Origin of the sequence: Marinilactibacillus sp. GCM10026970 (assembly GCF_042660675.1) — a bacterium.
Lineage (GTDB): Bacteria > Bacillota > Bacilli > Lactobacillales > Carnobacteriaceae_A > Marinilactibacillus.
In genome coordinates this window covers 166,404-190,653 of sequence record NZ_JBHSUL010000031.1, presented here as the reverse complement: position 1 = coordinate 190,653, position 24,250 = coordinate 166,404, and the positions used below count along the sequence as shown (strand labels likewise).

Below are 24,250 nucleotides of genomic sequence, written 5' to 3'. Positions count from 1 at the left end.
TACCCATCCTTTGTCTAATTATGATTTAGTTGATTCAAAAACTCTATACTATTATCTATGTGTGGTTCTTGTGTTTCTTCTAAAAGAATTGGAATCCATGGTTTTGTCTTACTGATTTTATCTATCAGATATGCATAATCCATATCTCCCGTTCCCACCGGAACAATTTCTAGTTGTCCATCTTTTACTTTAAAGTCTTTGGCATGAATGACTGTGATTTTATCGCCAAATCGTTCAAATGCTTGATCAATGACTTCGTGTTGGGTATTTAAACTTGCATCTTCAGGATACAAGTAATTAACAGGATCAAGGATGACCTGAAGGTTATTGGAATTTACATCGTTCAATAGCCGTTCCATCATTTCAGGTGAATAAATCGGATGATTGATTCCCCCTTCCACTGTCATGATCACACCAAACTTCTCAGCTTCAGCTACCAGCTCTTTCATACTTTTCAGTACTTTTTGATAAGCCTCTTCTGTGTAATTATCTTTAGTGAACTGGATTTCAGGATAAACACCGCCCGTTTCAGAAGCGACTGTTGCTGCTTTAAAGTCGCTTGCATAACGAATATGTGTTTTAAAGAAATCGAGTGCTTTTTTTCGTTCATTTTCATCTGGATGAATCATATTGATGTAACAACCAAGTACGATAATATCGACTTGGTTCTGATCAAACAGTCTTCCTATTTTCCTTGCAAGACCAACATTAAAGTTCTCATTGGTCAAAGTGACTTCCTTAACTGATTTCAATAGGGCAAGTTGAATGGAATAAATCGATTTTTCTTGAAGTTTATGAACTAAATCTTCAAGCGTTGTATTGTCAATATCATGTGCTCTAATTCCTATATTCAAATTCATTTCTAACAGCATCCTTTGATTTAATTTGATAAATGTAAGCCTTACCACAATTATATAGAACTTTCCTTTCTGTTTCTACCTAGACAACAGAATTTCCATATAAGCAATTTAACAAACATACTCGTGCCTGCTTGTAAGCCTATTGTGCCGATGACGAACGTCTGATATAATGATAAAAATTTCTTATAAGGAAAGCAACTTTGCATTTAAGAAATAACATCTAGAGAGGAACATCAAATTATGGTACAAAAACAGGCTTATGGCAGTGTTTTATTGAAAGCTGATGATATATTGGAATTCCTTTCCAGTGACGATAGTCAGCACAGACTCAGCGAAATCGCAAAGCATACAGGTTTAACGCCACCGACCGCTTCAAAAATTTTAAATACACTACTTTTAATAGGATACGTACAAAAAGATCCAGATACAAAACTGTTCAGTCTTGGACCAAGGCTTTTAAAATATGCCAATAAAAGTCTGCATCAACTGAGTATCAAGCGCATCGCTCAACCCTTTTTAGAAGATCTACAGAAAGCCACTGACGAAACCGTTCATTTAGGGATTCACGAGTTTGGTTACATTAAATATATTACTAAGATCGCCAGCAAAAAACCGGTATCCCTTTATAGTGAAATTGGAAAATCTATTCCACTTTATTGTTCTGCAATGGGAAAGGCTGTGCTTGCTGATCTAGATGACGATGATATTGCTTATTACATTGAGAAAAATGAACTGATTGGTAAAACCGAAAATACGATTACCACACCTGAGCGATTATTTAATGAAGTCAACCAAGCAAGAAAAGTTGGATTTGCGTTTGATAATGGTGAACACGACCTTGATGTATTTTGTATCGGTTCAAGCATCACTGTAGGGAAAACCAACTATGGTGCAATCAGTGTCAGCTTGCCAAAATATCGACTCTCAGATGAGGTACTCGAATCACTGCAAAACAACATCCTCTTGTACAGAGAAAAACTAATCAAAGCATTGAGTTAAGTAAGTGTAGCTACCCAATCAAATGACTGGGTAGCTACTTTTATTTACTCTAGTTATCTTGTTAACCATCCACCGTCAACTGCTAGTACATGACCATTTACATAATCTGAAGCTGGACTTGCTAGGAATACGACTGTTCCCATAAGTTCTGATGGATCTCCCCATCTCGCTGCAGGAATACGATCAACGATTTCCTTGTTACGTTTCTCATCTGCTCGAATGGGCGCTGTATTTGCAGAGATAAAGTAACCTGGAGCAATTGCATTTACTGTAACGTTGTGTTCAGCTAGCTCATTAGCAAAGGCTCTTGTTAATCCTTGCACAGCATGTTTACTTGCCGTATAAGAAGGAACAAATTTCCCACCTTGGAAAGAAAGCATAGAAGCGATATTTATGATTTTACCATACCCCTGAGAAACCATATGTTTAGCTACACGCTGACTTAAGTAGTAAACGGCGTTTTGATTAATATCAACAACAGCTTGCCAGTCTTCGTCTTTGTATTCAAGTAAAGGCGCACGTCTAATAGCACCTGCATTGTTTATTAGGATATCAATTTTTCCGAAAAGCTCTACAGTTTTTTCAACCATTGCTTCCATCTGATCAATTTTTGTTAAATCTGCTTGGTAAAATTCCAGTCTGACTCCAGTAGGTTCTACTAAAGAAGTCACTTCTTCAACATTATTATCAAATGTCGCAACCATTACGTCTGCACCAGCTTTAGCTAACGCAACGACATATGCCATTCCTAATCCTGTATTTCCACCAGTAACTAACGCTGTTTTCCCTTGTAGTGAAAACATGTCTAAAGAAAAGTCTTTTAAAAGATCATTCATTCCTCATTACCTCCTATTGGTATCGAAATTATTTTAAATCGCCCATATCTACATGATCCATATCATCATAAGTGATATTTTCTCCACACATTGCCCAGATAAATGTATAATCTGCTGTGGCAACACCACAGTGAATAGACCAGCTTGGTGAAATAGCCGCTTGTTCATTTGCCATAACTAAGTGACGTGTTTCATCCGGTTCACCCATAAAGTGGAATGCTCTTGTATTTTGTTCCATATTGAAATACAGATAAACTTCCATACGACGGTCATGCGTGTGTGCTGGCATTGTGTTCCAAGTACTTCCTGGTTCTAAAATCGTATATCCCATCTGTAACTGGCAGCTTTCACAATTGTTTGGATGGATATACTGATAAATTTTACGCTCATTTAATGTGCTTTGCTCCCCTTTTTCAAGCGGATTCATTTTATTGATGTCTAATTTAACAGTTGGATATTTTTTGTGTGCAGGCGTAGAAACTACATAGAATTTTGCTGGTTTATTAGGGTCAACTGAGTCAAAGATCAGTTCTTTTGTTTCTTTACCAACATAGAATCCATCACGGTTATTTACATCATGCTTTTCACCATCTAATACAATGGTTCCGTCTCCACCAATATTGATCAAGCCAAGTTCTCGACGTTCTAGGAAATAGTCAACACCTAGTTCTTTATCTAATTGGATTGAAAGTTCTTTTCCAGTCGGAACAACACCACCAAAAATCATACGGTCGTGATGAGTATACGTTAATGTAATTTCACCCGGTACAAAGATTTTCTCCACCATAAATTGCTTACGTAATTCATCAGTTGTCAGTCTTTTAACGTCATTCGGTCCCGTAGCATATCTTGTTTCCATAAATAATTCCTCCTGATTAATTTGATTATTTCTTATTTGGAAATATTATTTTCTTATAAGAAACTATATACATAGTATAGTAAAGCGATTTCTTTTATGCAAGTCATTTCTAGCAATTTAAAACAGTTTCCATATAGGAAATTCTTCAAATAAAAAAGCGTAGACATATCAGAATGTTTCCTGATATATCTACGCTCAACAATCATTATGACTTAATTCGGATAATTGCTCTTGAAATTATAAACTGCACCAATCAAATTGGCATCATTTTTATACGCACAAACATCTAGTATTGGCCTAAAAATATCTAATCCAAGTTCTTTCATTAAGGTTTCAATCTCTGCATTCAATTTTTCTAATAAGTCCGGTCTACTGGATACGCCTCCACCAATTAGAATCACTTCAGGGTCAAACGCATAAGTGAGATTAAACAACCCTATCGACAAGTATCTATAAAATTTATTGACTTCCTCTAAAGCGACTTCATCGCCTCGTTCAGCTAAGTCAAAAACCGTTCTTCCATCAACAGGCATAGCCATCATATCCATTTTTTTGTTATAACGTTTTGCGAGCGCAACCGTTGTACCCAATTGGCTAAATGTCTGTCTTTCATTTAGTAGCATGATTCCAAACTCACCACCGAATAGATGAGCACCGTGCTGAACTTCTTTATCAACTATTACAGAACCACCAATACCCGTTCCAACAACTACAAACAAAACATTTTGCTTATCTTTAGCTGCACCTTTCCATACTTCTGCCAATGCTGAACAGTTGGCATCATTCTCTATAGAAACTGGCAAAGATAATAAAGTTTCAAGTTCATCATATATAGGAAAGTAATGTAAGTAAGGTAATGCACTAATCCCTTCAATAGTTCGCGCTTCTTGGTTTACAGCACCTGGAGAAGAAATAGCTATACCATCCAGCTCGTAATCTGTATCAAATCTCTCTTTTATTTCTACCAAGAAATCTTTCATCTCATCCCATGTAGGAGGCGATTTAAAAGAGCTTTTTTCTATCAGTTCTTCATCTTTCCAGATAGCGTATTTTACTGATGTACCACCAATATCAAATGCTAATATAGCCATATACGTTCACTCAACCTTCGTTTTTCAATTTTATAGATTCAACTCAAACATTATTTATAACATAGGTTACCTTATATTTAATTAATCATTAACAAGAATATTGAGCCAATTGAAATCTGCGTAACCAGTCTGTCGATGAGGAGAAACACAATAAATTCCATGCGTACACCCTACGAAACCTCCGGCATCTTCCGTACTTAAAAAATGTGTATCGATCTGATCTGCAACTACATAATCTTGATGATCCACAGAAACCATTCCGGTCAGTTTTTGTCCGTTGCCTTTAATTTTTAAAATACAGTCAGTGCTCTCTAATGTCCTTGAACCAAGATAGGTTTCTTCTCCATTTTCAATCAAAGCCATTTGTGCAATAAGTTGATCTTCCAAACAATACACCGTTAGTCTTAAAGAATTCAAGTGATCTAAAAACAGAACGATCCCTGCTTCTTCGTTTGTCTTCAAACGAACTTGCACTCTTGTAGACAATTCATAATCAGTAGATCTTTGTCTGATTGCAAGGTAGGTTGGTGACCCATTTTTTGAATCAATTTTTGTCTCTGATGGATATAATCTAATCCATCCTTTTCGACTATAGCGATCATAGTAAGCAAGATCAGGATTCTTTAAATAAAGCAGTCCTGAATCAACTTGATCTAATATATAGGAAGTTTTTTCTTCAATAGGATAAAGCGGTAAACTATGTTGCTGTTCGATCAGTAATTTACCTTCACCAGGATTTACAACTGGCCATCCATTTTCCCAGTTAATTTTAGCCAGAAACGTTTCCCTTCCAAGGTTACTTTTCCCTTCTATCATCCTGCTAGCCAAGCAAACTAAAAACCACTGTCCGCTACTAGTCTCAATCATATCTCCATGTCCAACATTTTGAATTGGGTAGAGGCTACCTAGATGTCTATGCGTTAAAATAGGATTGTTGGGACAACTGACATACCATCCATCAATTTTTTCACTTCGTGCAATTGAAACAGAATGGTGAAACGCTGTACCTCCTTCGGCAATTAAAAGGTAGTAAAAGCCTTCACGCTTATACAAATGGGGGCCTTCTGTCCACTCAGCTTCTTTGAATGCACCTTTATATATAGATGCACTAACTCCAATAAGTTTCATTAGTTGAGGATCAAACTGCTGAATCCAAATTTCAGTATCACCGGGATACCGTTCGCCAGAAAGATTCGATCTCATTCCCACGTAATAACATGTACCATCCTCATCGAAAAACAAACTAGGATCAATTCCTTGTGCGTCCGTTAAGTAATAAGGATCTGACCATGGTCCTGAAGGGGATTTTGCTGTTACGACAAAATTTCCTCCATGAGGTAAATTTGTTGTAATCACGTAAAATAAACCTTCATGATAGCGAATCGTTGGAGCAAATACGCCTTCTGAGACCTCTACATCTTGAAGATCTAGTTGCTCTTTGCGGTCCAGCACATTTCCAATTTGGGTCCAGTTAACTAAATCTTTGCTATGATAAATTGGGATACCAGGAAAGTAGGCAAAAGTAGAATTCACTAAATAGTAATCTTCACCAACTGCACAGATCGATGGATCTGGAGCAAAACCTTTAATAACAGGGTTTGTAAACTGATTCATTCGCTTTCTCCTTTTCGTGAATAATAGACTTTCAATATGAGTCACTTTCGAACAGAACGACTATAACTTGCTAGACTAGAAACAGTTTCAAAAAATCGCAACTTCTGATGTAACCGCATTCCTACATTTATAGTTTATCACATCTTTAAGTAGAAATAGATACCAATCCCTCTAAATCCAATAAAAAAGTCTCGCTTTATTATAAGCGAGACTTTCCAAATACAACCAAACTGGTTACTATTTTAATAAGGTGCTTTGTCTGTTAGTTCAATAGAATCCCTAACCGTACCTTCTGTTTCAAACACAACAATTTCATTGGTACCTTGTTTCAGTAATGGTCCCGGTACATAAAGTTTGAACTGCGGTCCAACTTCCCAGAATCTTCCTAAATTAAATCCGTTGATAAAGACAACACCTTTACCCCAGCCGGTCATATCTATGAATGTATCTTGTGCTTCTTCAATAGTAAATTCAAACTGGCTAAAAGAAGGCTCCCCTTCAATTGCTGGCTGGTTGTAGTCGACTTGCTCAATATTGTCTAACGGTAAACCATAATGTACCCAGCCATTTCGGAAGGCTCCATTAACCAAGACACCATCAGTAATCCCTTTTTGTTGGTGAATCATGTTTTTACCGTAATTTACACGCCCCATATTTTCAACCAAGATACTCATTTCATTTTCTTTCTCTTTTAAATCAAAAGAAACTTTTTGACCGAGTTCTCTATCATATTGAGTCAGTTCGTGTTGACGATTGATAAAGACTTTTGCTCTATCATTTGCTTTAACGAGTTCAAATTCTTCAATTTTACGCTTTTCACCTAAATTATTTTTATACAAAACATATCCAAAATTTTGGTCTAGGTCTTCCATTGATAGCGTCGACATATCTTCAATCGGTTTTGATAAGTTGTTCAGATTATCGAATAAAGATGTTCTAGCTTTCAGAGAAACTGTTCCGTATGCTTTTTTCTCTACTGGTGCAGGCATCTCTGGAATATCATAATCAACATGTTTCTCTATTACTGCTCTAAAAGCTTTAAACTTTTCAGTAACGTCTCCCCATTCGGTGATTGGCGCATCATAGTCATAGGACGTAATATCTGGCGTTAACTGATCATAATAATTCGATCCATTTGTGAATCCGAAATTCGTTCCCCCATGAATCATGTAGAAGTTAATGTGTCCTTCTGAAAGAATTGCATCGATTTCATCTACTTGTTCCTCATAAGAAGTGTGCTTATAGGCTTCATCACCCCAAGCAGTGAACCAGCCATTCCAAAACTCCATGACCATCAAAGGAGCATCACTCTTGTGGAACGCTTTCAATTTTTTGAAATGTTCTTTACTTCCAGATCCGAAGTTTGCAGTTGGTAAAGCCGTTTCAGGGATGGTTCCGTTCTCTAACATATCCATCCATGTTCCGTCACTCGTGACCAAAGGTACTTCAACTCCGTATTTTTTCATCATATCAACTAATGCATTTAAATATTTTTTATCGTTACCATAACTGCCATATTCATTTTCTACTTGCATCATAATGACTGGCCCTGACTTAGTTACTTGCATTGAATCAATTTCTTTTAGTAGATGGCTATAGTAACGATCCACTTTCTCGATAAACGGTTCATAGTAAGTTCTGAATTTCATATTGCGGTCTTTTAAAAGCCACGCTGGCAACCCGCCAAACTCCCATTCAGCACAAATATAAGGAGCCGGTCTGACAATTACATATAAATCTAGTGATTGTGCAATTTCTATATACTTTTTGATATCATATTGACCTTCGAAGTTGTACTGTCCTTCTTTTGGTTCATGCATGTTCCATGGCACATATGTCTCGACTGTGTTACAGCCCATTGCTTTAAGTTTGGATAATCGGTCTTCCCAATATTCTGGTACGACTCTAAAATAATGTAACGCTCCGGATACAATTTTTACAGGATTTCCATTTATATAAAATGTTTCTTTAATCTCAAACATTTATCCACCGCCTCAATAATTAAGTAAAAGAAAGGCCTTTCAAGCCTTTCTTAAATTATGTCATGACTGAGTGAATAAGGCAAATGTTCTTTAGTAAATTTCCTAATATTTAGTAAATATTTTAATATATTTTTAATTTTAGCTTCTAATGTGATAGTAAATCTTATTAATATCGTCCATTATATTCTTTATTGACTAGAACTCCCTCCTAATCCTCATGAGATTGGAGGGAGAAATTCATAGAGTTAGCATTTTGATTAATTCAAGACTTCAATATGGCTGATTGAAAGATAAAGATCTTCTGATTTAGTCATTGATTTAACAAGTTCTTCTCTAGCTGAATCTACTGGGATCAATAGTAGAATCGAGGCATTTTCAGGTAGCGTACTCATGTCTGATTCTCGGTAATTGATCACCTGGTTTTCTACTACTGGTTTGCCTTCGTATGCCCAACTAAATCTGAAGTCCATGTCATTGATGACCATACCGGTTCTATTCGTCAAAAGGAAAACACCATATAATTGTTCTTCTTCTTCGTACCAGTTTCCTGTGTAACTGACGTTCAATAAACCTTCTTCGCCAATATTTGGGTTCGCTGCTAAGAAATCTTCCGCTAGTTGTACAAGTGGATTACTTTCTGCCGTTGCATTTGCTTCTTCATAGGCTTTTGAAAGAACCAATTCGCCCGTTACACTTTCACCAGTTTCTTCATCTGTCTCGTTCATACTCATTGAAGAGCTATCTGTTTCAGAAGCATCTGTTACTTCTGTATCTGTATCCTCAGTTTCTGCTTCAGTTATATTTGTATCCGTACCAGCTTCTTCGACTGTTTCTACTTCTGTCTGGGCTGATTCTCCATTATCAGTCCCTGAGCATCCTGCTAGCATACCTGATAGCACGACAGCTGACATGAACCATTTCCAACTTTTCATATACTTGCCCCTTTTTCATTTACTATTTTAACTTATTTTTATTCATATAAGTATTTGTTTTAAATAGTATACTTTATAAATTTGAAAAAGAATGTCTAAAATGACTTCATAACAAAAAAACTTACGCTCATAATTATCTCAGCGCAAGTTTCTTAACTATCTATCATCTAATCACATTCATTTGGTTTCCTTCTAGATAACTATCTACCATTGATTTATCAATAATAAAACTGTCACCAAACATCGTATGCGCCAAAACTGAACTTGCAACAGCAAACTCTATTATTTTTTTATCAGCCCATTGTTCAATTATACCTGTTAATAGTCCAGTAACAAATGCATCTCCAGTACCGATTCGATCATATACATTAAGTGAGTGTTCAGTGGTTACAACATATTCTTCATTGTGAACGACAAACCCAGATATTGTTTGACTATGCTCGCTGCTACCTCTATTGGTTCCAGCAAAAAAATCTAAATCAAACTCTTTTACAAATTGAAGTGCCAGATTTTGAAAAAGGTCTACAGGATAATTTAACAGTTCTAACAAATCTCGTTCTCCACCTATTACAATAGAACAATGAGGTAGAATTTGTTTGTAAGCATTCTTTATTTCTTCTTTATTAATATTTTTATTCAAGCTTGGACGATAGTTGAAATCAAAACAAATGATTTTACCTTTTTCCTTACCGACTTGCGCTAACTTTATAGCTACCTCTTTTACACTTTTAGATAGAGAAAGGGTAATACCACAAATATGAATGATGTTATACTCGTCTACTATTTTCTCAATATCATAATCTGATAATGTACTTTTCCCAAATGCACTATTGCTGCGATCCATATAAGTCACTTCTGAAGGTCTAACACCGTAGCCCATTTCCAAGAAATAAACACCCATGTGCTGATCACCAAACTGAATATTAGAGTCTTGTACTCCCAATTTTCTGATCTGTCCAGCAGCCACTTTTCCAATATGATTCTTTGGTAGTCTAGTCAGCAAGCTGGTGTAGTACCCGAAATGAGACAGGCCGCTTAAAATATTCAATCCAGTTCCAGTGAAACTCATATCTAACTGACTAGATTGTTCAAGTAATTTATACTCTGGAGGTGTTAGTCTCATCATGACTTCTCCAAAAGCTACGATCTTCATTGTGGACCCCCCTATTGGTTCTTGTATTTCTCAACTAGTTTTTCCATTATAGCATATAGCTTAGAAACATCTTCAGGTCTAGTGTTTCCTGAATTAGAATCAATAATAGAGCTGTAGACATGCGGAATCACTTTTTTTACGCCTGCACTTAGCGCGATTTCAACGATTTCTTCAAAATTTTCTAAATCAATTCCACCTGTCGGTTCCAACAGAAAATCATTTTCTGCACAAGCTTTTGCTACGGCTTTATATTCTTCTTTGTGGCTAAGTCCTTTCATCGGAAAATATTTGATTGAACTTCCACCCATATCTTTTAATAACGTTATGGCCACTTCAATCGGGACATCAACACTTGCCCCTTTACTACTTAAAGGACCTGTTGCGATATTTACATAACCAACTTTACCCGTAGGAGACACAAGGCCATTCACAATTGTTTGATCTTGTGCAAGCTTTCCTCTACTCGTACCGACCCCAGTAAACACTTGATTAACATGTTGTGGCTGTAATTCACCAGCGAGTCTACTAACCATTTGACTTTGATTAGGATCGCCCGCTCCAAGTCCAATTGAAAGTGCATTGTCTGTAACTTTAATGTACTGTTGCATATCTTCAATCGCTACTTCATCTGTATCATAATCTTTTGATAGTACACCCAAAAGTATATGCCCTCCAGCAGCTTCGTAGCATGCTTTCGCATTTTCAATAGAATTTGCTAGTACATTCAGTGATAATCGATCTCCTAAATAATTTGGTTCTTTTTTCATACTAACTCTCCCATCATTTACTTCATTAATGCTTTCATTCTATCCATGATGTCTTGCATATCTTCAAGACTTACAGCTCTTACATCGAATTCAATGATGCCATTATTCTTTTGGTAATCTCTTGTGTAAATAGCCGGATCACCTTGCTTCAATTTATCCACGAGTTGAGTGGCAGAAATTTCTTGGTTATCATTATCTACTGTAATTTGAGCTCTGTATATATCACGACCGGCAGTATCTTGAATGATTTTTGAATGAATACCAGTTAGAGTGTTTAGCTCTCTAACGAAGCTATCTAGTCTATTTTTCATATCTTCTCCACTTTCAGCACCATTTACTAAATAAGCTTCAATTGCTTCAGATAATCCAAGAATATTTTCTTTTCCAATCTTCATCGCTCTTCCTATACCATCTGATTGCATTTTAATCTTATCGATCCACTCGGATTTTCCTAATACAACTCCAGAACTTGGACCTTCTATCGCTTTTGCACCGCTATAAATTGTAATGTCAGCACCCAATTCGTAGTACTTTTTCAAATCTTCTTCGGCTGCTGCATCGACTATTAACGGCAAATCAAATTTATGTGCAATTTCAACAGTTTCGCTGATTGAAAGCATACTTTTTTGTACAGCATGATGGCTTTTAACATAAAGGATTGCAGCTGTTTGGGCGGTGATTATATTTTCAATATGATCTGCACTACACATATTGGCATATCCAGCTTCAACAACTTTCCCTCCACCTAATTGAACCATCACCTCTACAGGTGTTCCATAGTCGACGTTATGTCCTTTAGGTATAACGATTTCCCTCTTAGTCATACTTTGATTATAAGGATCGTATACATGAGCTTTCGAACCCATTCCGATTATTCCAGCTACTGATTGTGCAATTCCAGCGGATGCTGAAGAAACGATGTAGGCACTCTCAACACCTAAAAGTTTCGCTATGTGATTACCAGTATGCTCAACTAGCTGTTTCATTTCGAAAAAATGTTGGGATCCAAATACTTGTGCAGAAACTGTTTCTTCTGAATAGATTGAAACACCGAGTATACTCATTTTTCCACTAGCATTGATAACCTTTTTAAGGTCGTATTTTTTATAATAATCCAAAATTATCCTCCTAAACCATATACTGAACCACCAATAATTGAATGCGTTGGTTTAACGATGATATCTGTATTTCTTATATTTCCGTTGGCGTCTGTCAGCATTTTTGTGTTCTTCTCGACTTTAAATATTGTAAGGTCAGCATCGTATTGTTCTTTCAAATGTCCTTTTTTGTTTAAACGATACATTTCAGCTGGTCTTGTCGTAATCATAGGTATAATCTCTTGCAGTGAATAACCCACAACGATTAACTTCTCAATCGTCGTAGAAAAATCTATTACCGGACCATTTTCCCGATTTCGATGGTATATATCGGTACTCAGCGTGTGTGCTTTCATTTTTTCTTTTAAGGCTGCTTCAGCCACTTCAAAATTAAAACTATCCGTGCCGTGACCTATATCGAATACAATGCCTCTATCGTAAGCGTCCCAAACACTTTTTTTGATTTGCTGATGACTGTCCATAATATTGTTTTCTTTTCCATTAAAACAATGCGTTAATATATCTCCGTCTTCCAACCACTCAAGAATCTCTTCTAATAGTGGTGGAGCTGATCCAATATGCACCATCAAGGGTAAATTTTTTGCCTTCTTTTGAATAGATTTTGCTGCCTTTAAAGGTAAGATACCATTTTCTCCAACAACCGTTTTACTCATTCTAGCTTTGAGACCGACGATAAAGTCCCCATATTTTTTAACACTTTCTAGAACAGATTGTTCATTAATATCGTTCATATCCGCTAACTCACTCTGTTTTACAATGCCTGTTTTAGAAATATTCAGCAGTGCTTTAACATTGGTGATACTATCCTTACTTGCCTGATAGAAATCGCCAATATTTTCGGCTCCTGTAGTCCCAGCATCTACAACAGTCGTAACCCCTTTAGTATAGCCGATTTTATCAGGACTATCATGATACAGTGGTAAATCCTCGAAACAGTGAGTGTGCGCGTCAATCCATCCAGCCGATACATATGACTGATTTTCTAAATCAATTGTTTGTTTTGATTTGTAAGTTAATTTGGACGAAACTTCTAAGATTTGACCATCTTGTATAGCAATCTCTATTGGTTCATCGTTGACTGTTTTCCCATTTATTATCAATACGTCTATCAAATGAACCACTCATTTCTTAGCAAATCTGAACTTTTTCCATGGAGTGATATACTCTAATAGAAATAATTCTTCATCTGAAATTTTCCCTACTTTATTTTTACGAATGTCAGAGTGCGGTTCTAAAACGATTTGTAACTCATTTTGGTACTTTCCAAATAAATGATTTCCTATAACCACATCGCCTCTGGCAAAAGATATCTCGTTATCGTGTGGAAGATTTTCGTTTGTATATAATTTTCTAACTTCAGTTGAACGTACCATTCTCTGGGTAATATCGCCACGTCTATAATGCAAATTTTCAAGTACGATCGCTTTTTCTTCTTCAGACGTATCTGGTTCGAACGCAATTTCAAATTCAATTCGATAAGGATCAATTTCAGATAATGCTTTTAATTCTGCTTCAGAAGCATATCCATTACCGATGATGACATCATCTACCAAGCCTGTCGCAAAAAGATGCTTCGCTTGAATGGCTACTGGTAGATGTCTATGCATTTCAAGCGTTGGTAATCCATCATTTATATCCCAAGGTCCTATCTTCCCCACTTGAGAAGTAATAAATGCAGCTGTTCTCAAGCCTTCTTTTATAAATCGCTCACTACAACTGACAAAGAAATCATAGGGTAAAGCCGTCCCTTCTTGTGGATAAAAATTATGACACCCTGATAAAAATGGTTTGTTAGGTTCATATGTCAAAATATTATTTAAATAAGCTACGTCATTACTCATATTCAGTTCAATCATTAGTTCATAAGGATTAAATGAAATCATGGATTCCTTATTGCCATCAAAACCAACATCTAAACGAATTCCATCAGCTCCGAGCTGATGGAAAAATGATAAATCATCATAAGAAATCTCTAGTTCCTGAAAAATATTGGGTGCGATATCCAAAACAACTTCGAACCCTTTTTGTTTCGCGTACTTGATCGTTTTTTGAAATTTTTGAGCAACTTTTTCTTTTCCTTCGGTAACTTCAAGCATACTCATGAAGATACGCTTAAAATGATACTGACTCGTAAGATCTATATAAGCTTTGTCGCTTTCAAAGTCGCTGTGGTCAGGATAAAGCGACATTCCCAGTCTTCTTTTCATTAAACAAACCTCTTTTCATTATGTTCAAACAAAATAAAGTATCTTTTGTAAATTACGCTAAAGATAAAAATCGTTCCAAAAGGAATCACGAGACCAAGAAATGGTAAAAAGGAACCAATCGCTAACAAGGTAACTAAGCCCAACAAACAACAAGAAACTACAAAAAGTGTTTTCTTCTGTAAAAATTCTTGAACTCGTTGATTTTTTTTAATGACCACTTGGCTCAAAATAAAAACTAGTACATATAGTGCCAACTCTTCGATTCTCATATGCTCTTCCTTTCTAAAGGTCTAGACATTTTAGTCTTCGGTTTCTTCTTGTTCTTTTAATAGTTGTTGTTTCTCAAACACTTTAAAGAACGGATAATAAATTGCAATCGTAATAATGAAGTTAATGATAACGAGCAATCCAGCCATAACACTCCAGTTAGTACTGATCCATGCAGCTATAGGAGATAAAACTGTGAAAGGCAGACGTGCCATCATCATCGGAACAACTTCTGTAACCGTTAGAATATAAGAAAGTGTTGTTGTCACCAAAGGTGCTACGATAAATGGAATCCCCAAAATAGGATTCATCACAATTGGCGCACCGAAAATGATAGGCTCATTGATATTGAATAATCCTGGTAGAAAAGATAATCTACCTAAACTTTTCAAGTATTTAGATTTTGAAAATAAAAACAATACAACAAGTGCCAACGTTCCGCCGGCACCCCCAATCCATACGAACCATTGCAGAAATTGTTCTGTAAAGATGTTGGGTAAGGCATTTACACTCGCGCCTTCTTGGAAAGCGGTCATATTCTCGGCAATAGAAATATCCCAGAATGGTCTAATAACTGGTCCCATAATGGCTGGTCCGTGAATACCTAGTACCCAGAAAAATGTAATCAAGAATACTGTAAGCAGTCCACCTATCAGACTATTTCCAGCTAGTATATCTTTGAATGGTAATAATAAAACACTTAAGAAACCACTGATATCAAATCCAAATACGTGTCGAACGATCCAGAAAAAGAGTAAAATCACCGCCGTAGGTAGTAAAGCGATAAAAGAATTTGCTACTTCAGGTGGCACGCCTTCCGGCATCTTAATCGTGAAGTTCTTTTCTTTCATAAATCTATAAATCTCTACAGATATAATAGCGGTTACAATAGCACCAAATAAAGATGCTGAACTTAAAGAGCCGACACTCATGTAACGACCAGCATCAATGATGCCTTCTGCGCCATCAACAACTTGAATAGGCACGACCGTCGCCATAAGAAATCCCATGACGGCTAATATGCCACTTGTCATTTCATCTAGCTTATAACTTCTTGCCAATGACGATGCAATACCAAAGGTGGCATAAAGCGATAAAATACCGACTGTAAATCTAAACGGTATATCCAATACAGCTTTAAACGGTTCTATGAGTGCCGCAATGGATTCAATTGGTATATTTAATAGAATCGTAAAAAACGATCCGATAATCGTTAAGGGCAGTGTTGCGATAATCCCTTTCCTTATTGCTGCCATATGCCTTTGCGAACTAATCATAGAAGCGACAGGCAAAATCTTGTCGTTCAAAAAATCCACTAACTTGTCCATGTTATCCTCCTAATAAATTCTGTAATGATTACAGAAACAATATAACATTATAATGTTTAAATGTAAACGTATACTTGACTATTTTGATTTATACGTCGTAATCTATTTTGTATGGATATTTTTCTGTATCATAAAAAGCGTAAGATAACTCAATTGTTTCTCCTGTTTTTGCAGTCGTTTTTCTAATTCTTTTCAAGACATGTTGATTCTTTGTTTCTAATAATCGTTGAGTTTTAAAATCTATTTTTTCAACAGCAAAACTATCTTCAAATCGTTCAACTTGCTTTCCAAACTGATTTAGCCATTTATATAGAGAACTTTTAAGAGTCAATAAATGCTCTTCTTCTCCTAGAACAGGAAGATAATGCTTGAAATATATATAGGCTTCTTTGTTCAAATAGTATAATCTGGTTAGTTCATATGCTTCATATCCAAACAATTCGTATAGTTCTTCATTTTCAGGTGTCAGTCTGACTTTTTCTATGGCTAATATTTTCTTTTCTAGTATTTGCCCACTTGCCTCTACTATAGAAGAAAAAGATCTGGCTTTTGATAAATTATTAAACAGCCGATCACTGATAACCGTTGTTCCTTTTCCGCTTCTTTTTTCCAGATAACCATCTGCAACTAACATCTCCACTGCTTTGCGAATCGTAATTTTACTCACTTCAAAAGTTCGCTCAAGCTCTACTTCAGAAGGAATTAAAGTATTTACAGGATACTCACCACTTAAAATTTTTTTACGTAGCGTTTCCGCTATTTCAATATATAATAATTTTTTTCGTTTCATATACTCTATCCTTTACTGTAGGGTGTTTAGTCTAGTATATCATAAGATTATACTCATATATTAGATTCTCCCACTTTTCACGAATGGGTATGCTTTCTTCTTAAAACAAAACCAGGCTTAGGAAGGATACGTTTTTTGAATATACCTGTTAGAATTTATTTACAGACAACTATTTTAGAAAAGAGGAAACATAATGGCAAAATATCTTTTTGAGACGACTGGAGTTTTTAACACTTTTGTAAGTGTTGTGCATGAGTTAGCACAAAAGATCAGCTCAACAACAGTTTACGAGGATGGTTACCGATTCGGTAATCAATCTGCTATGATGGTCTATGAACGCTATAGTATCATCGGTTCTAGCAGAGTATCCTTAAGTATTATGATTACAAATTTTGAAGGAAAGATTCAACTCGTTGCGATCTCTTCTGGTGGTAGCCAGGCTATTGCACTCAAAATCAATAACTGGGGTGAAGGTGCGTTTTTAGAGGAATTTAAACAGTCTCTAGAGGAAATAAATAAAACCTGGTTACGGTAAAAGAAAAACCTACCACTCAAATGATTGAGTGATAGGTTTTGTTTATGCTATGACAGATTTCCCACATCTAAATCCAGTATTGCCAGAGGAACTATCAGGCGTGTTGGACGTTCTTGCTGATACTCTATAACGGTTGCAATAAGAGTCATGACAAAGATAAGACCCTCCCCGTGTAACTCTAGGTGCATCTTTTTGATCTTTGATGCTTGGATCAAAATATTCTGCTCCCCACTCCCAGACGTTTCCGGAAACACTATAGATACCGTAGTCATTGGGTGGAAAAGCTTTTACTGGAGATGTTCCAAGAAAGCCATCTTCTTCAGAATTTGTATAAGGGAACTGCCCTTGCCAGATATTGCACATGTGCTGTCCATCAGGCATTAACTCATTTCCCCAAGGATATTTTTTTTGTACAAGACCACCTCTTGCAGCATATTCCCATTCTTTTTCTGTTAGTAGTCGCTTGCCAGCCCATTCGCAATATGCATTGGCATCATTCCAGGAAACATGAACCACTGGATGATCCAGACGATCCTGGATAGATGAATCTGGCCCTTCAGGGTGTGCCCAGTCAGCACCTTCCACCGCCAGCCACCAAGGCGTTTGTGCCGGAGTACCTTTGACTTGAGAATTTTTCCCATTAAATAATAAGTGAAAAACAAAAGACCATCCATATTGTTTTGCTTCAGTAACATAACCTGTTTCTTCTATGAACCGTTGAAACTCTTGATTCGTTACAGGCGTCGGATCCACATAAAAAGCTTCTACTTCAACCATTCGAACCGGATCTTCATGATCTCCTATATTGATGTCTTTATCCTCTGAACCCATCAGAAATTGGCCCTTATCTATTAAGACCATCTTTTGGATTGAAGAATCATCTGTTTTATAAAAGTTCCTTTCAGAAAAAGAATCTTTAGACAAGTTGTCTTCTTTTTCACGACCAACATGTGGACTGCAACAGCTAGTGCCTAATGTAGATTCTAGATTGTGTTTCTGTGATTCACTTATGATTTCGATGGCCTTTATTTTCTCTTTGCTTGAACCATTTGGCTGGCAACAACTCATTCTATCCACTCCATGAATCTTATTTATTTTAATCCTAGACGAATATATTCTTCTTCTGGTGCTTCAATATGCTTCATCAAGTCCATTAGTTTTTGAACCATCATCGCTTCAACTGATTCATCATCCATTGGATTATTTTGTTCTGGATCTTCTTTCAGGTCAAACAAGAGATGACCGAAAGCATAAGAATTATGATAATTATTCATCTTAATCTTCAACATAGGTACGTCATTACTAAATTTATTTCCAGGGACTAGTTCTGCTTCTTTTAACTGTTCTCTGGTCATAAACCCACGAATTTGAGTCGGCATCATTGTATAATTTATTAATGGTTGATTATCTTCATTAACCGAAGCACGCATATAAACATATCTTCCATCATAAACGCATACTTGTCCACCATTTGTTCCAAATAAAATGGCTTCATGATTAATGGTTTCTTTATCTAATAACCTTAAAAGAGATTTACCTTCCATGTTTTCAGGAATTTCGAGATTGTAATAATCCAATAACGTGGGTGCGATATCAATTGTTTGTGCGATTCCTGCACAGCGTTCATCCGTTCTCACTCCTGGTACATGCATGTAAAACGGAATATGGATGATTTCTTCATACAGTGGCGAGCTATTTTTACCCATCCAATCGTGTTCACCTAGTAAAAATCCATGGTCTGTATTGACTATGACCATTGTGTCTTCCCACATATTAGATTCATCTAAAAAGTCTAACACTTTTCCTAAATGGTAATCACACATTCTTACAAGCGCTTTGTATTCTTCTCTTGATTCGTTGATGCCTTCTTCTTGAGCTTGACCATCTACTTTTTGATATTTAGGCCAGTAGACAAAGTCTTTTTCTTGCGAACCATTTTCACGGTAGCGTTCAGGTACGTAGAATGGTTCATGTGGATCAAAACACTCGACTTGTAAGAACCAATCATCTTTGTCTTGATGATGCTTTAAAAAGTCGATTCCTGCGTGAATCGTTTTAACTGTAGACATTTCTTCTTCCGTTTGTTGTCTCGTACGATTGGCAAAATGCTGTGTGACGGATAAGCCTTTTTTATTCATTGGATGCTCGTTATGATTAGGTAAAGCTTCGTTTCTGGAAATCCAGCGGTCACCTTCCTGTCCTCTAAATCCTTCCCAGCTACTATAGCGATTGTGATATGTTGCTCCTCCATCCTCCCAGTAGTGAGAATGATCCGTAATCAAATGAGTATATACGCCATTCTGGTTCAACGTTTCAAATACAGAGAAGTCAAAAGGCTCTAACGGGCCCCATGATCTATGCACGAAATTGTATTTCCCTGTATGAAGTTCTCTTCGAGCAGGCATACAAGGCATACTTCCACCATAAAACTGATCGAAAGTAACACAATGTTCTTGTAACCTTTTAAAGTTAGGTACCTCAATATCAATATCTTTATACGCTGGTAAATAATTTCTCGACAATGTGTCGAACATGATCATAACTGTTTTCATAATTTACTCCTTTAATTCTTATTCATATTTGAAAAATTTCCCTGCTACCATTGTTAATCCGAATGCTGCCACCAGGCCAACTGCATAACTGATTAGATACTGCAGATATTTCCCATCAGCAATCAATGGTATAGCAGACATTCCCGCAGCTCCTAAGGCAGACATCTGAACATCAAAGAGACGAATCATTGCCCCGCCAAAACCGGCACCTAGACTTGCTGTAATAAATCCAAAACCTGAAGGAATCACTAACCCAAACATTGTTGGTTCACCAACAGCTAAAAAAGTAGTCGGTAATACGCCTCTAGCAGTTTCTTTAATAATGGGTCTCTTCGTTAAAAAGTAAAGTCCTAAACCAGCTCCAACTAATCCAGCATTACTCATAATTTGTACAGCATTGATTGGTGTGCTGCCTGTAGCATTAATAATCTCGATATTAACAGGTAGAAGCCCGTGATGTAACCCAGTTGAAATAATTACCGGAGAGATTGCTGCTAAAACAAAGCCACCAAAAATACCTGTATTTTCAATTAGGTAGATAATGCCATCTGTAATCCCATCTGTTAAAATACCTGTAATCGGCATAATGATAAAGAAGAATATTACTCCTGTTATCAGTAAAGATAATGTAGGTTTTACAACAACTGTAATTAGATCCGGTATAAATTTCTCTAACGCTCTGTCAATTTTAGAGAAAATCCAGACACCTAATATAACGCCAAACAATCCGCCCTGTCCAGGTGTTAATCCGATTAGAGGGAGAGCCGTAGATAACGTCATTGCTCCAATTAGACCACCCATAATCATATCCGCTTTAAAAATTCTTGCTGATGTGATACCGATATAAATCGCTAGGAAACCGAATGCTGCCTGTCCGAGTATGCCTAGAATCGTGCTGACTTCCAACATATTCCATTGGCTTAACACAACTTGAACACTTGTCAATGCCTCAGTAGGCTGTGCTCCGATTTCAGCGGCTCTGTTCGTTGCTATACTGATTAAAACATTGTTCAATCCTTGTAAAATACCTGATGCAATGATTGCTGGAATAATCGGTACAAATATACTTGCAAGTATTTTCAAGAAATTTTGTTTTTCGCCATCTCCACCAGTCACTGAACCAGCAACATCAGAACTTTCCATTCCTAATTCTTCATTAATCGCTTCTTGTAATTTGGTACTTTTCCCTGGCCCAACGATAATCTGGAACGTTTCAGCTTCTTTGATACCCAAAACTCCTGGAATTTGTTCAATACTTTCCTTATCAACTTTCGATCGATCGTGGTATTTAATTCTAACTCTAGTCATACAGTTGATTACGCTAGAAAAGTTTTCTTTACCACCTGAAATATCTATGATATTCTGGGCCATCTTTTTATAATCCATGTAAATCCTCCTATTAATTAGTTTGTCTGTCCTTGACTTTAATTATAGACTACCTTACTATTGTTTAAAGCGCTATCAGCATAGATGGGAATGTTCCCATCTATCTGGTACGATTTCGAGCTAAGGAGACAGTGTATGTTTATTTTCGATCTTATCAAAAACAAATCCAGTCAATTCAGTGAAACAGACAAAGAAATCAGCAAGTTCATACTTGCTAATAGCCAAGACGTCGCAAGTCTTAGTATTACTTCTCTAGCAGAAAAAACGTTCACTTCAAAATCCTCGGTCTTAAGATTTGTCCAAAAACTCGGATTCTCCGGTTTTACAGAGTTCAAATTTATGATCGACCGTAACGAATACAAAGAAAACCCTTCAATTACGAATCTAGAAAATATTCTTCAAATGCAACAGAATTTACTTGAGCGACTCACAAATAATGATTTTGATCCTCTATTCAAGAAAATCAATCATAGTCATAATATTTACCTAATCAGTACAGGGGTCAGTCAACGGTTACAGTGTCAGACCATTCAAAGAGATTTTTTAAAAATCGGTGTGCCAATGAATATGTTACCTGCTGGATCGAACAATGACTTGACCAATGCTGTTGTAGAAAAATTAAAAAAGGATGACTTATTGATTGTCCTATCTAGTTCTGGAGAAAATAAAGACATCAAAGAAATGCTTACGATTCCTCTACTCAAAGATGTACCGATATTCTCCTTAACGATTTCAAACAATAATTGGTTAACGGAACATTCAAGCTATTTCTTCAGTCTTGGAATTCAAGAGAGTCATGACTTAGTAAGTGAATATACTTCCACCTTCATTCATACTACCATTGATTTCTTACGAATAGCTTTTGAAAATTATCTTAGAAACACCATTCTTGAAAAGAATAAACGCTAATAAAAGAAATAAGAAACCTCAATCAGCAAAGATGATTGAGGTTTCTTATTATTTAGTTCAACTAATTGACGATGGTTAATAATGTGAAATCATTCTTAGCTAAGGTAACTTCCGATTCTACTACATCCAGATATTGATCACTGTTCGTAATAATAACGGGCGTCTCAACAGAATACCCTTCACTTTTAATACCTTCGATATCAAAGGTTAATAGTAATTGTCCCTTTTTAACTGAATCTCCTTGCGCTACTTTGGCGTCGAAATATTTACCGTTCAAATTAACTGTATCCATACCGACATGAATCAACAGTTCAATTCCGTTATCAAGCGTTAGGCCGATTGCATGTTTTGAAGGGAACAAGGTCGTAACAACACCATCCCCAATAGCGTAAACTTCCCCTACAGTAGGATAAATCGCTACACCTTTACCTAATAATCCTGATGCAAAAGCAGTATCAGAAATGGATTCTAACGGCATAACTTCTCCTTCAATCGGACTAGCAATTTCAAAATCTTCTACAATTGTATCTGGTTTTAAATTATCTTCTTTTTCAGGTTCTGAATCGATTTTTGGATCATAAGCAATGGTTAATGTTAAAACTAGACCTAATATGAAAGCTGCCGCTATACCAATGACTGCTCCATAGAATCCCATACCGATTCCATTTTCAGGATGGATATACGAAGGAAAAGCGAAAAGACCCAATCCACCTACTATATAACCTCTAGTACCTGCAATTCCCATAATCATTCCACCAACTGCTGAAGCTAGTAACGTTGCAAAGAATGTTTTCTTACGCGGTAGAGTAATCCCATATAATGATGGTTCTGATATACCAAATAAACTGGAGATAAAAGCTGGAATTGCTAGAGCACGAACCTTAGTATTTCTTGTTTTGATGATAACTCCAAGGACAACACCAGCAGTCGCAAACGGTGTTGCTTGGCCTAAAACTAAAAGCGTATCATAACCAACCACTGAAAGGTTGTTTAATGCAATAGGGATTAGTCCCCAGTGAAGTCCGAACATAACCAATACTTGCCATAATCCACCAATTAAAATTCCTGCTAAAACTGGGCTTACATCATATGCTAAAGTAGTGATGGTTCCTAAAAGACTTCCAACCCATGTTGCTAGAGGTCCGATAACTAAAAATGTTGAGGGAACCACAATAAGAATCGTGAAAAATGGCACTAAAAATGTTTTAACAACATCTGGTATAAACTTTTCTAGCGGTTTTTCTATTTTTGATGCAAAATATACTGCAACGATAACAGGGATAACACTTTGAGCATAACTCATTAAAATGACCGGTATTCCCAGAAACTCTATATGAACCGCAGATTCAAATAATGTTCCTTGGAAAACAGAGTAAAGTGGATCCGAAATACCTGTAACAGCCGCCGGTGATATATTTGGATAAACAAGCGAACCACCGATTACCATTCCGACAAACGGTTTAACTCCGAATTTCTTAGCTGCTGTATACCCCAAAAAGATAGGGAAAAAGTAAAACAACGTATCTCCTGCCGCTTGTAAAATCAAGTAAGTTCCAGAAGTATTAGCGATTATACCGGTTGACATTAGGATGGCATTAAGTCCTTTAATCATACCTGTTGCAGCAAGTACACTTAAAATTGGTGTGAAAATACTAGACACCGTATCAATAAACGCATTGAATAAATTCTTATCTTTAGAAGAACTGTCTTCTTCAACGTTTGAATCGCTAGAAATCTGTGCATATTCTGTTAAGTCTTTATAGACATCTGGAACATGGTTTCCTATAACCACCTGGTATTGTCCACCACTTTGCATCACTGTTATGACGCCATCCGTATTTTTTAATGTATCTGTATTTGCTTTCTCTTCATCTTTCAACTTAAATCTCAAGCGTGTCACACAGTGAGTAACACTATTGATATTTTCTTTCCCTCCGACATTGCTTACAATTGTTTTGACTAGTTCTTCATATTTCATTATTTTTCTTCCTCTCTCCATTGTCTACTAAAACAAAAAACAGGCATGACTGAATACAGTGAGCCCATTACGACTCACCCATTCGGT

General features: G+C 36.5%; 22 protein-coding genes. 3 read left to right on the top strand and 19 right to left on the bottom strand.

The features are described from left to right. Positions 1-14 precede the first annotated feature (14 nt). Positions 15-860, bottom strand: coding sequence for a sugar phosphate isomerase/epimerase family protein (locus tag ACFP65_RS09825; protein WP_379918149.1), 846 nt, complete (start codon positions 858-860; stop codon positions 15-17). Between the two features lie 240 nt (positions 861-1,100). On the opposite strand from ACFP65_RS09825, the gene ACFP65_RS09820 reads away from it, so the two are divergent. Next, positions 1,101-1,859, top strand: a complete 759-nt coding sequence (locus ACFP65_RS09820; protein ID WP_379918147.1) for an IclR family transcriptional regulator — start codon at positions 1,101-1,103, stop codon at positions 1,857-1,859. A 53-nt stretch (positions 1,860-1,912) separates the two neighbouring features. On the opposite strand, the gene kduD is transcribed toward ACFP65_RS09820, so the two are convergent. The 14 genes from kduD to ACFP65_RS09750 form a co-directional block, all read right to left on the bottom strand. Next, positions 1,913-2,695: a 2-dehydro-3-deoxy-D-gluconate 5-dehydrogenase KduD gene (gene kduD / locus ACFP65_RS09815; RefSeq protein ID WP_379918145.1), complete on the bottom strand. Its 783-nt coding sequence runs from the start codon at positions 2,693-2,695 to the stop codon at positions 1,913-1,915. Between the two features lie 28 nt (positions 2,696-2,723). Next, complete coding sequence (kduI, locus tag ACFP65_RS09810; protein ID WP_379918143.1) at positions 2,724-3,554, bottom strand: 5-dehydro-4-deoxy-D-glucuronate isomerase; 831 nt, start codon at positions 3,552-3,554, stop codon at positions 2,724-2,726. Positions 3,555-3,766: 212 nt separating this feature from the next. Continuing rightward, complete coding sequence (locus ACFP65_RS09805) at positions 3,767-4,645, bottom strand: ROK family protein (protein ID WP_379918141.1); 879 nt, start codon at positions 4,643-4,645, stop codon at positions 3,767-3,769. 81 nt (positions 4,646-4,726) lie between these two features. Further along, a complete protein-coding gene (locus tag ACFP65_RS09800; protein WP_379918139.1) occupies positions 4,727-6,259 on the bottom strand; it encodes a glycoside hydrolase family 43 protein in 1,533 nt (510 codons plus the stop codon). A 242-nt stretch (positions 6,260-6,501) separates the two neighbouring features. Then, positions 6,502-8,241, bottom strand: a complete 1,740-nt coding sequence (locus ACFP65_RS09795) for a glycoside hydrolase family 35 protein (RefSeq protein WP_379918138.1) — start codon at positions 8,239-8,241, stop codon at positions 6,502-6,504. Positions 8,242-8,498: 257 nt separating this feature from the next. Beyond that, positions 8,499-9,173, bottom strand: coding sequence for a hypothetical protein (locus ACFP65_RS09790; RefSeq protein WP_379918136.1), 675 nt, complete (start codon positions 9,171-9,173; stop codon positions 8,499-8,501). Between the two features lie 163 nt (positions 9,174-9,336). After that, the gene (locus ACFP65_RS09785; RefSeq protein WP_379918134.1) at positions 9,337-10,326 is read right to left on the bottom strand and encodes a sugar kinase; all 990 of its coding nucleotides are present in this window, start codon (positions 10,324-10,326) and stop codon (positions 9,337-9,339) included. Positions 10,327-10,337: 11 nt separating this feature from the next. Then, positions 10,338-11,093, bottom strand: a complete 756-nt coding sequence (gene dagF, locus ACFP65_RS09780) for a 2-dehydro-3-deoxy-phosphogluconate aldolase (RefSeq protein WP_379918132.1) — start codon at positions 11,091-11,093, stop codon at positions 10,338-10,340. A 17-nt stretch (positions 11,094-11,110) separates the two neighbouring features. Then, positions 11,111-12,211, bottom strand: a complete 1,101-nt coding sequence (locus tag ACFP65_RS09775; RefSeq protein WP_379918130.1) for a DgaE family pyridoxal phosphate-dependent ammonia lyase — start codon at positions 12,209-12,211, stop codon at positions 11,111-11,113. Between the two features lie 2 nt (positions 12,212-12,213). Continuing rightward, the gene (locus ACFP65_RS09770; RefSeq protein WP_379918128.1) at positions 12,214-13,323 is read right to left on the bottom strand and encodes an amidohydrolase/deacetylase family metallohydrolase; all 1,110 of its coding nucleotides are present in this window, start codon (positions 13,321-13,323) and stop codon (positions 12,214-12,216) included. 9 nt (positions 13,324-13,332) lie between these two features. After that, entirely contained in the window at positions 13,333-14,418 is a 1,086-nt protein-coding gene (locus ACFP65_RS09765) for a DUF871 domain-containing protein (RefSeq protein WP_379918126.1), read from the bottom strand. Next, positions 14,418-14,687, bottom strand: a complete 270-nt coding sequence (locus ACFP65_RS09760) for a hypothetical protein (RefSeq protein ID WP_379918125.1) — start codon at positions 14,685-14,687, stop codon at positions 14,418-14,420. Before ACFP65_RS09760 ends, ACFP65_RS09765 begins: the two co-directional genes overlap by 1 nt. 30 nt (positions 14,688-14,717) lie before the next feature. Further along, on the bottom strand, positions 14,718-16,013 hold the full coding sequence (locus ACFP65_RS09755) for a PTS sugar transporter subunit IIC (protein WP_379918123.1): 1,296 nt from the start codon (positions 16,011-16,013) through the stop codon (positions 14,718-14,720). An 88-nt stretch (positions 16,014-16,101) separates the two neighbouring features. Next, positions 16,102-16,803 carry a GntR family transcriptional regulator gene (locus tag ACFP65_RS09750; protein ID WP_379918121.1) on the bottom strand — a complete coding sequence of 234 codons (702 nt, stop codon included), beginning with the start codon at positions 16,801-16,803 and terminating at the stop codon, positions 16,102-16,104. Positions 16,804-16,996: 193 nt separating this feature from the next. On the opposite strand from ACFP65_RS09750, the gene ACFP65_RS09745 reads away from it, so the two are divergent. Further along, complete coding sequence (locus ACFP65_RS09745) at positions 16,997-17,338, top strand: DUF6054 family protein (RefSeq protein ID WP_379918119.1); 342 nt, start codon at positions 16,997-16,999, stop codon at positions 17,336-17,338. Positions 17,339-17,380: 42 nt separating this feature from the next. Here the strand turns inward: ACFP65_RS09745 and ACFP65_RS09740 are convergent, their stop codons facing one another. From ACFP65_RS09740 to ACFP65_RS09730, 3 genes are read right to left on the bottom strand one after another with little or no spacing between them, the layout of a single operon-like run. After that, the gene (locus tag ACFP65_RS09740; protein ID WP_379918117.1) at positions 17,381-18,406 is read right to left on the bottom strand and encodes a formylglycine-generating enzyme family protein; all 1,026 of its coding nucleotides are present in this window, start codon (positions 18,404-18,406) and stop codon (positions 17,381-17,383) included. A 23-nt stretch (positions 18,407-18,429) separates the two neighbouring features. Then, the gene (locus ACFP65_RS09735) at positions 18,430-19,890 is read right to left on the bottom strand and encodes a sulfatase-like hydrolase/transferase (RefSeq protein WP_379918114.1); all 1,461 of its coding nucleotides are present in this window, start codon (positions 19,888-19,890) and stop codon (positions 18,430-18,432) included. 18 nt (positions 19,891-19,908) lie between these two features. Beyond that, a complete protein-coding gene (locus ACFP65_RS09730) occupies positions 19,909-21,276 on the bottom strand; it encodes a PTS transporter subunit EIIC (protein WP_379918112.1) in 1,368 nt (455 codons plus the stop codon). Between the two features lie 135 nt (positions 21,277-21,411). On the opposite strand from ACFP65_RS09730, the gene ACFP65_RS09725 reads away from it, so the two are divergent. Continuing rightward, a complete protein-coding gene (locus tag ACFP65_RS09725) occupies positions 21,412-22,185 on the top strand; it encodes a MurR/RpiR family transcriptional regulator (RefSeq protein ID WP_379918110.1) in 774 nt (257 codons plus the stop codon). Positions 22,186-22,246: 61 nt separating this feature from the next. Here ACFP65_RS09725 and ACFP65_RS09720 read toward each other — a convergent pair whose 3' ends face one another. After that, the gene (locus tag ACFP65_RS09720; RefSeq protein WP_379918108.1) at positions 22,247-24,163 is read right to left on the bottom strand and encodes a beta-glucoside-specific PTS transporter subunit IIABC; all 1,917 of its coding nucleotides are present in this window, start codon (positions 24,161-24,163) and stop codon (positions 22,247-22,249) included. Positions 24,164-24,250 lie beyond the last annotated feature (87 nt).

Excerpts from the sequence above, each read along its gene's own strand:
- ACFP65_RS09720 (WP_379918108.1), bottom strand. The coding sequence starts at position 24,163 with ATGAAATATGAAGAACTAGTCAAAACAATTGTAAGCAATGTCGGAGGG.
- ACFP65_RS09800 (WP_379918139.1), bottom strand. The coding sequence starts at position 6,259 with ATGAATCAGTTTACAAACCCTGTTATTAAAGGTTTTGCTCCAGATCCA.
- ACFP65_RS09730 (WP_379918112.1), bottom strand. The coding sequence starts at position 21,276 with ATGGATTATAAAAAGATGGCCCAGAATATCATAGATATTTCAGGTGGT.
- kduI (WP_379918143.1), bottom strand. The coding sequence starts at position 3,554 with ATGGAAACAAGATATGCTACGGGACCGAATGACGTTAAAAGACTGACA.
- ACFP65_RS09750 (WP_379918121.1), bottom strand. The coding sequence starts at position 16,803 with ATGAAACGAAAAAAATTATTATATATTGAAATAGCGGAAACGCTACGT.
- kduD (WP_379918145.1), bottom strand. The coding sequence starts at position 2,695 with ATGAATGATCTTTTAAAAGACTTTTCTTTAGACATGTTTTCACTACAA.
- ACFP65_RS09740 (WP_379918117.1), bottom strand. The coding sequence starts at position 18,406 with ATGAGTTGTTGCCAGCCAAATGGTTCAAGCAAAGAGAAAATAAAGGCC.
- ACFP65_RS09745 (WP_379918119.1), top strand. The coding sequence starts at position 16,997 with ATGGCAAAATATCTTTTTGAGACGACTGGAGTTTTTAACACTTTTGTA.
- ACFP65_RS09755 (WP_379918123.1), bottom strand. The coding sequence starts at position 16,013 with ATGGACAAGTTAGTGGATTTTTTGAACGACAAGATTTTGCCTGTCGCT.
- ACFP65_RS09790 (WP_379918136.1), bottom strand. The coding sequence starts at position 9,173 with ATGAAAAGTTGGAAATGGTTCATGTCAGCTGTCGTGCTATCAGGTATG.
- ACFP65_RS09725 (WP_379918110.1), top strand. The coding sequence starts at position 21,412 with ATGTTTATTTTCGATCTTATCAAAAACAAATCCAGTCAATTCAGTGAA.
- dagF (WP_379918132.1), bottom strand. The coding sequence starts at position 11,093 with ATGAAAAAAGAACCAAATTATTTAGGAGATCGATTATCACTGAATGTA.
- ACFP65_RS09785 (WP_379918134.1), bottom strand. The coding sequence starts at position 10,326 with ATGAAGATCGTAGCTTTTGGAGAAGTCATGATGAGACTAACACCTCCA.
- ACFP65_RS09765 (WP_379918126.1), bottom strand. The coding sequence starts at position 14,418 with ATGAAAAGAAGACTGGGAATGTCGCTTTATCCTGACCACAGCGACTTT.
- ACFP65_RS09795 (WP_379918138.1), bottom strand. The coding sequence starts at position 8,241 with ATGTTTGAGATTAAAGAAACATTTTATATAAATGGAAATCCTGTAAAA.
- ACFP65_RS09805 (WP_379918141.1), bottom strand. The coding sequence starts at position 4,645 with ATGGCTATATTAGCATTTGATATTGGTGGTACATCAGTAAAATACGCT.
- ACFP65_RS09735 (WP_379918114.1), bottom strand. The coding sequence starts at position 19,890 with ATGAAAACAGTTATGATCATGTTCGACACATTGTCGAGAAATTATTTA.
- ACFP65_RS09760 (WP_379918125.1), bottom strand. The coding sequence starts at position 14,687 with ATGAGAATCGAAGAGTTGGCACTATATGTACTAGTTTTTATTTTGAGC.
- ACFP65_RS09820 (WP_379918147.1), top strand. The coding sequence starts at position 1,101 with ATGGTACAAAAACAGGCTTATGGCAGTGTTTTATTGAAAGCTGATGAT.
- ACFP65_RS09825 (WP_379918149.1), bottom strand. The coding sequence starts at position 860 with ATGAATTTGAATATAGGAATTAGAGCACATGATATTGACAATACAACG.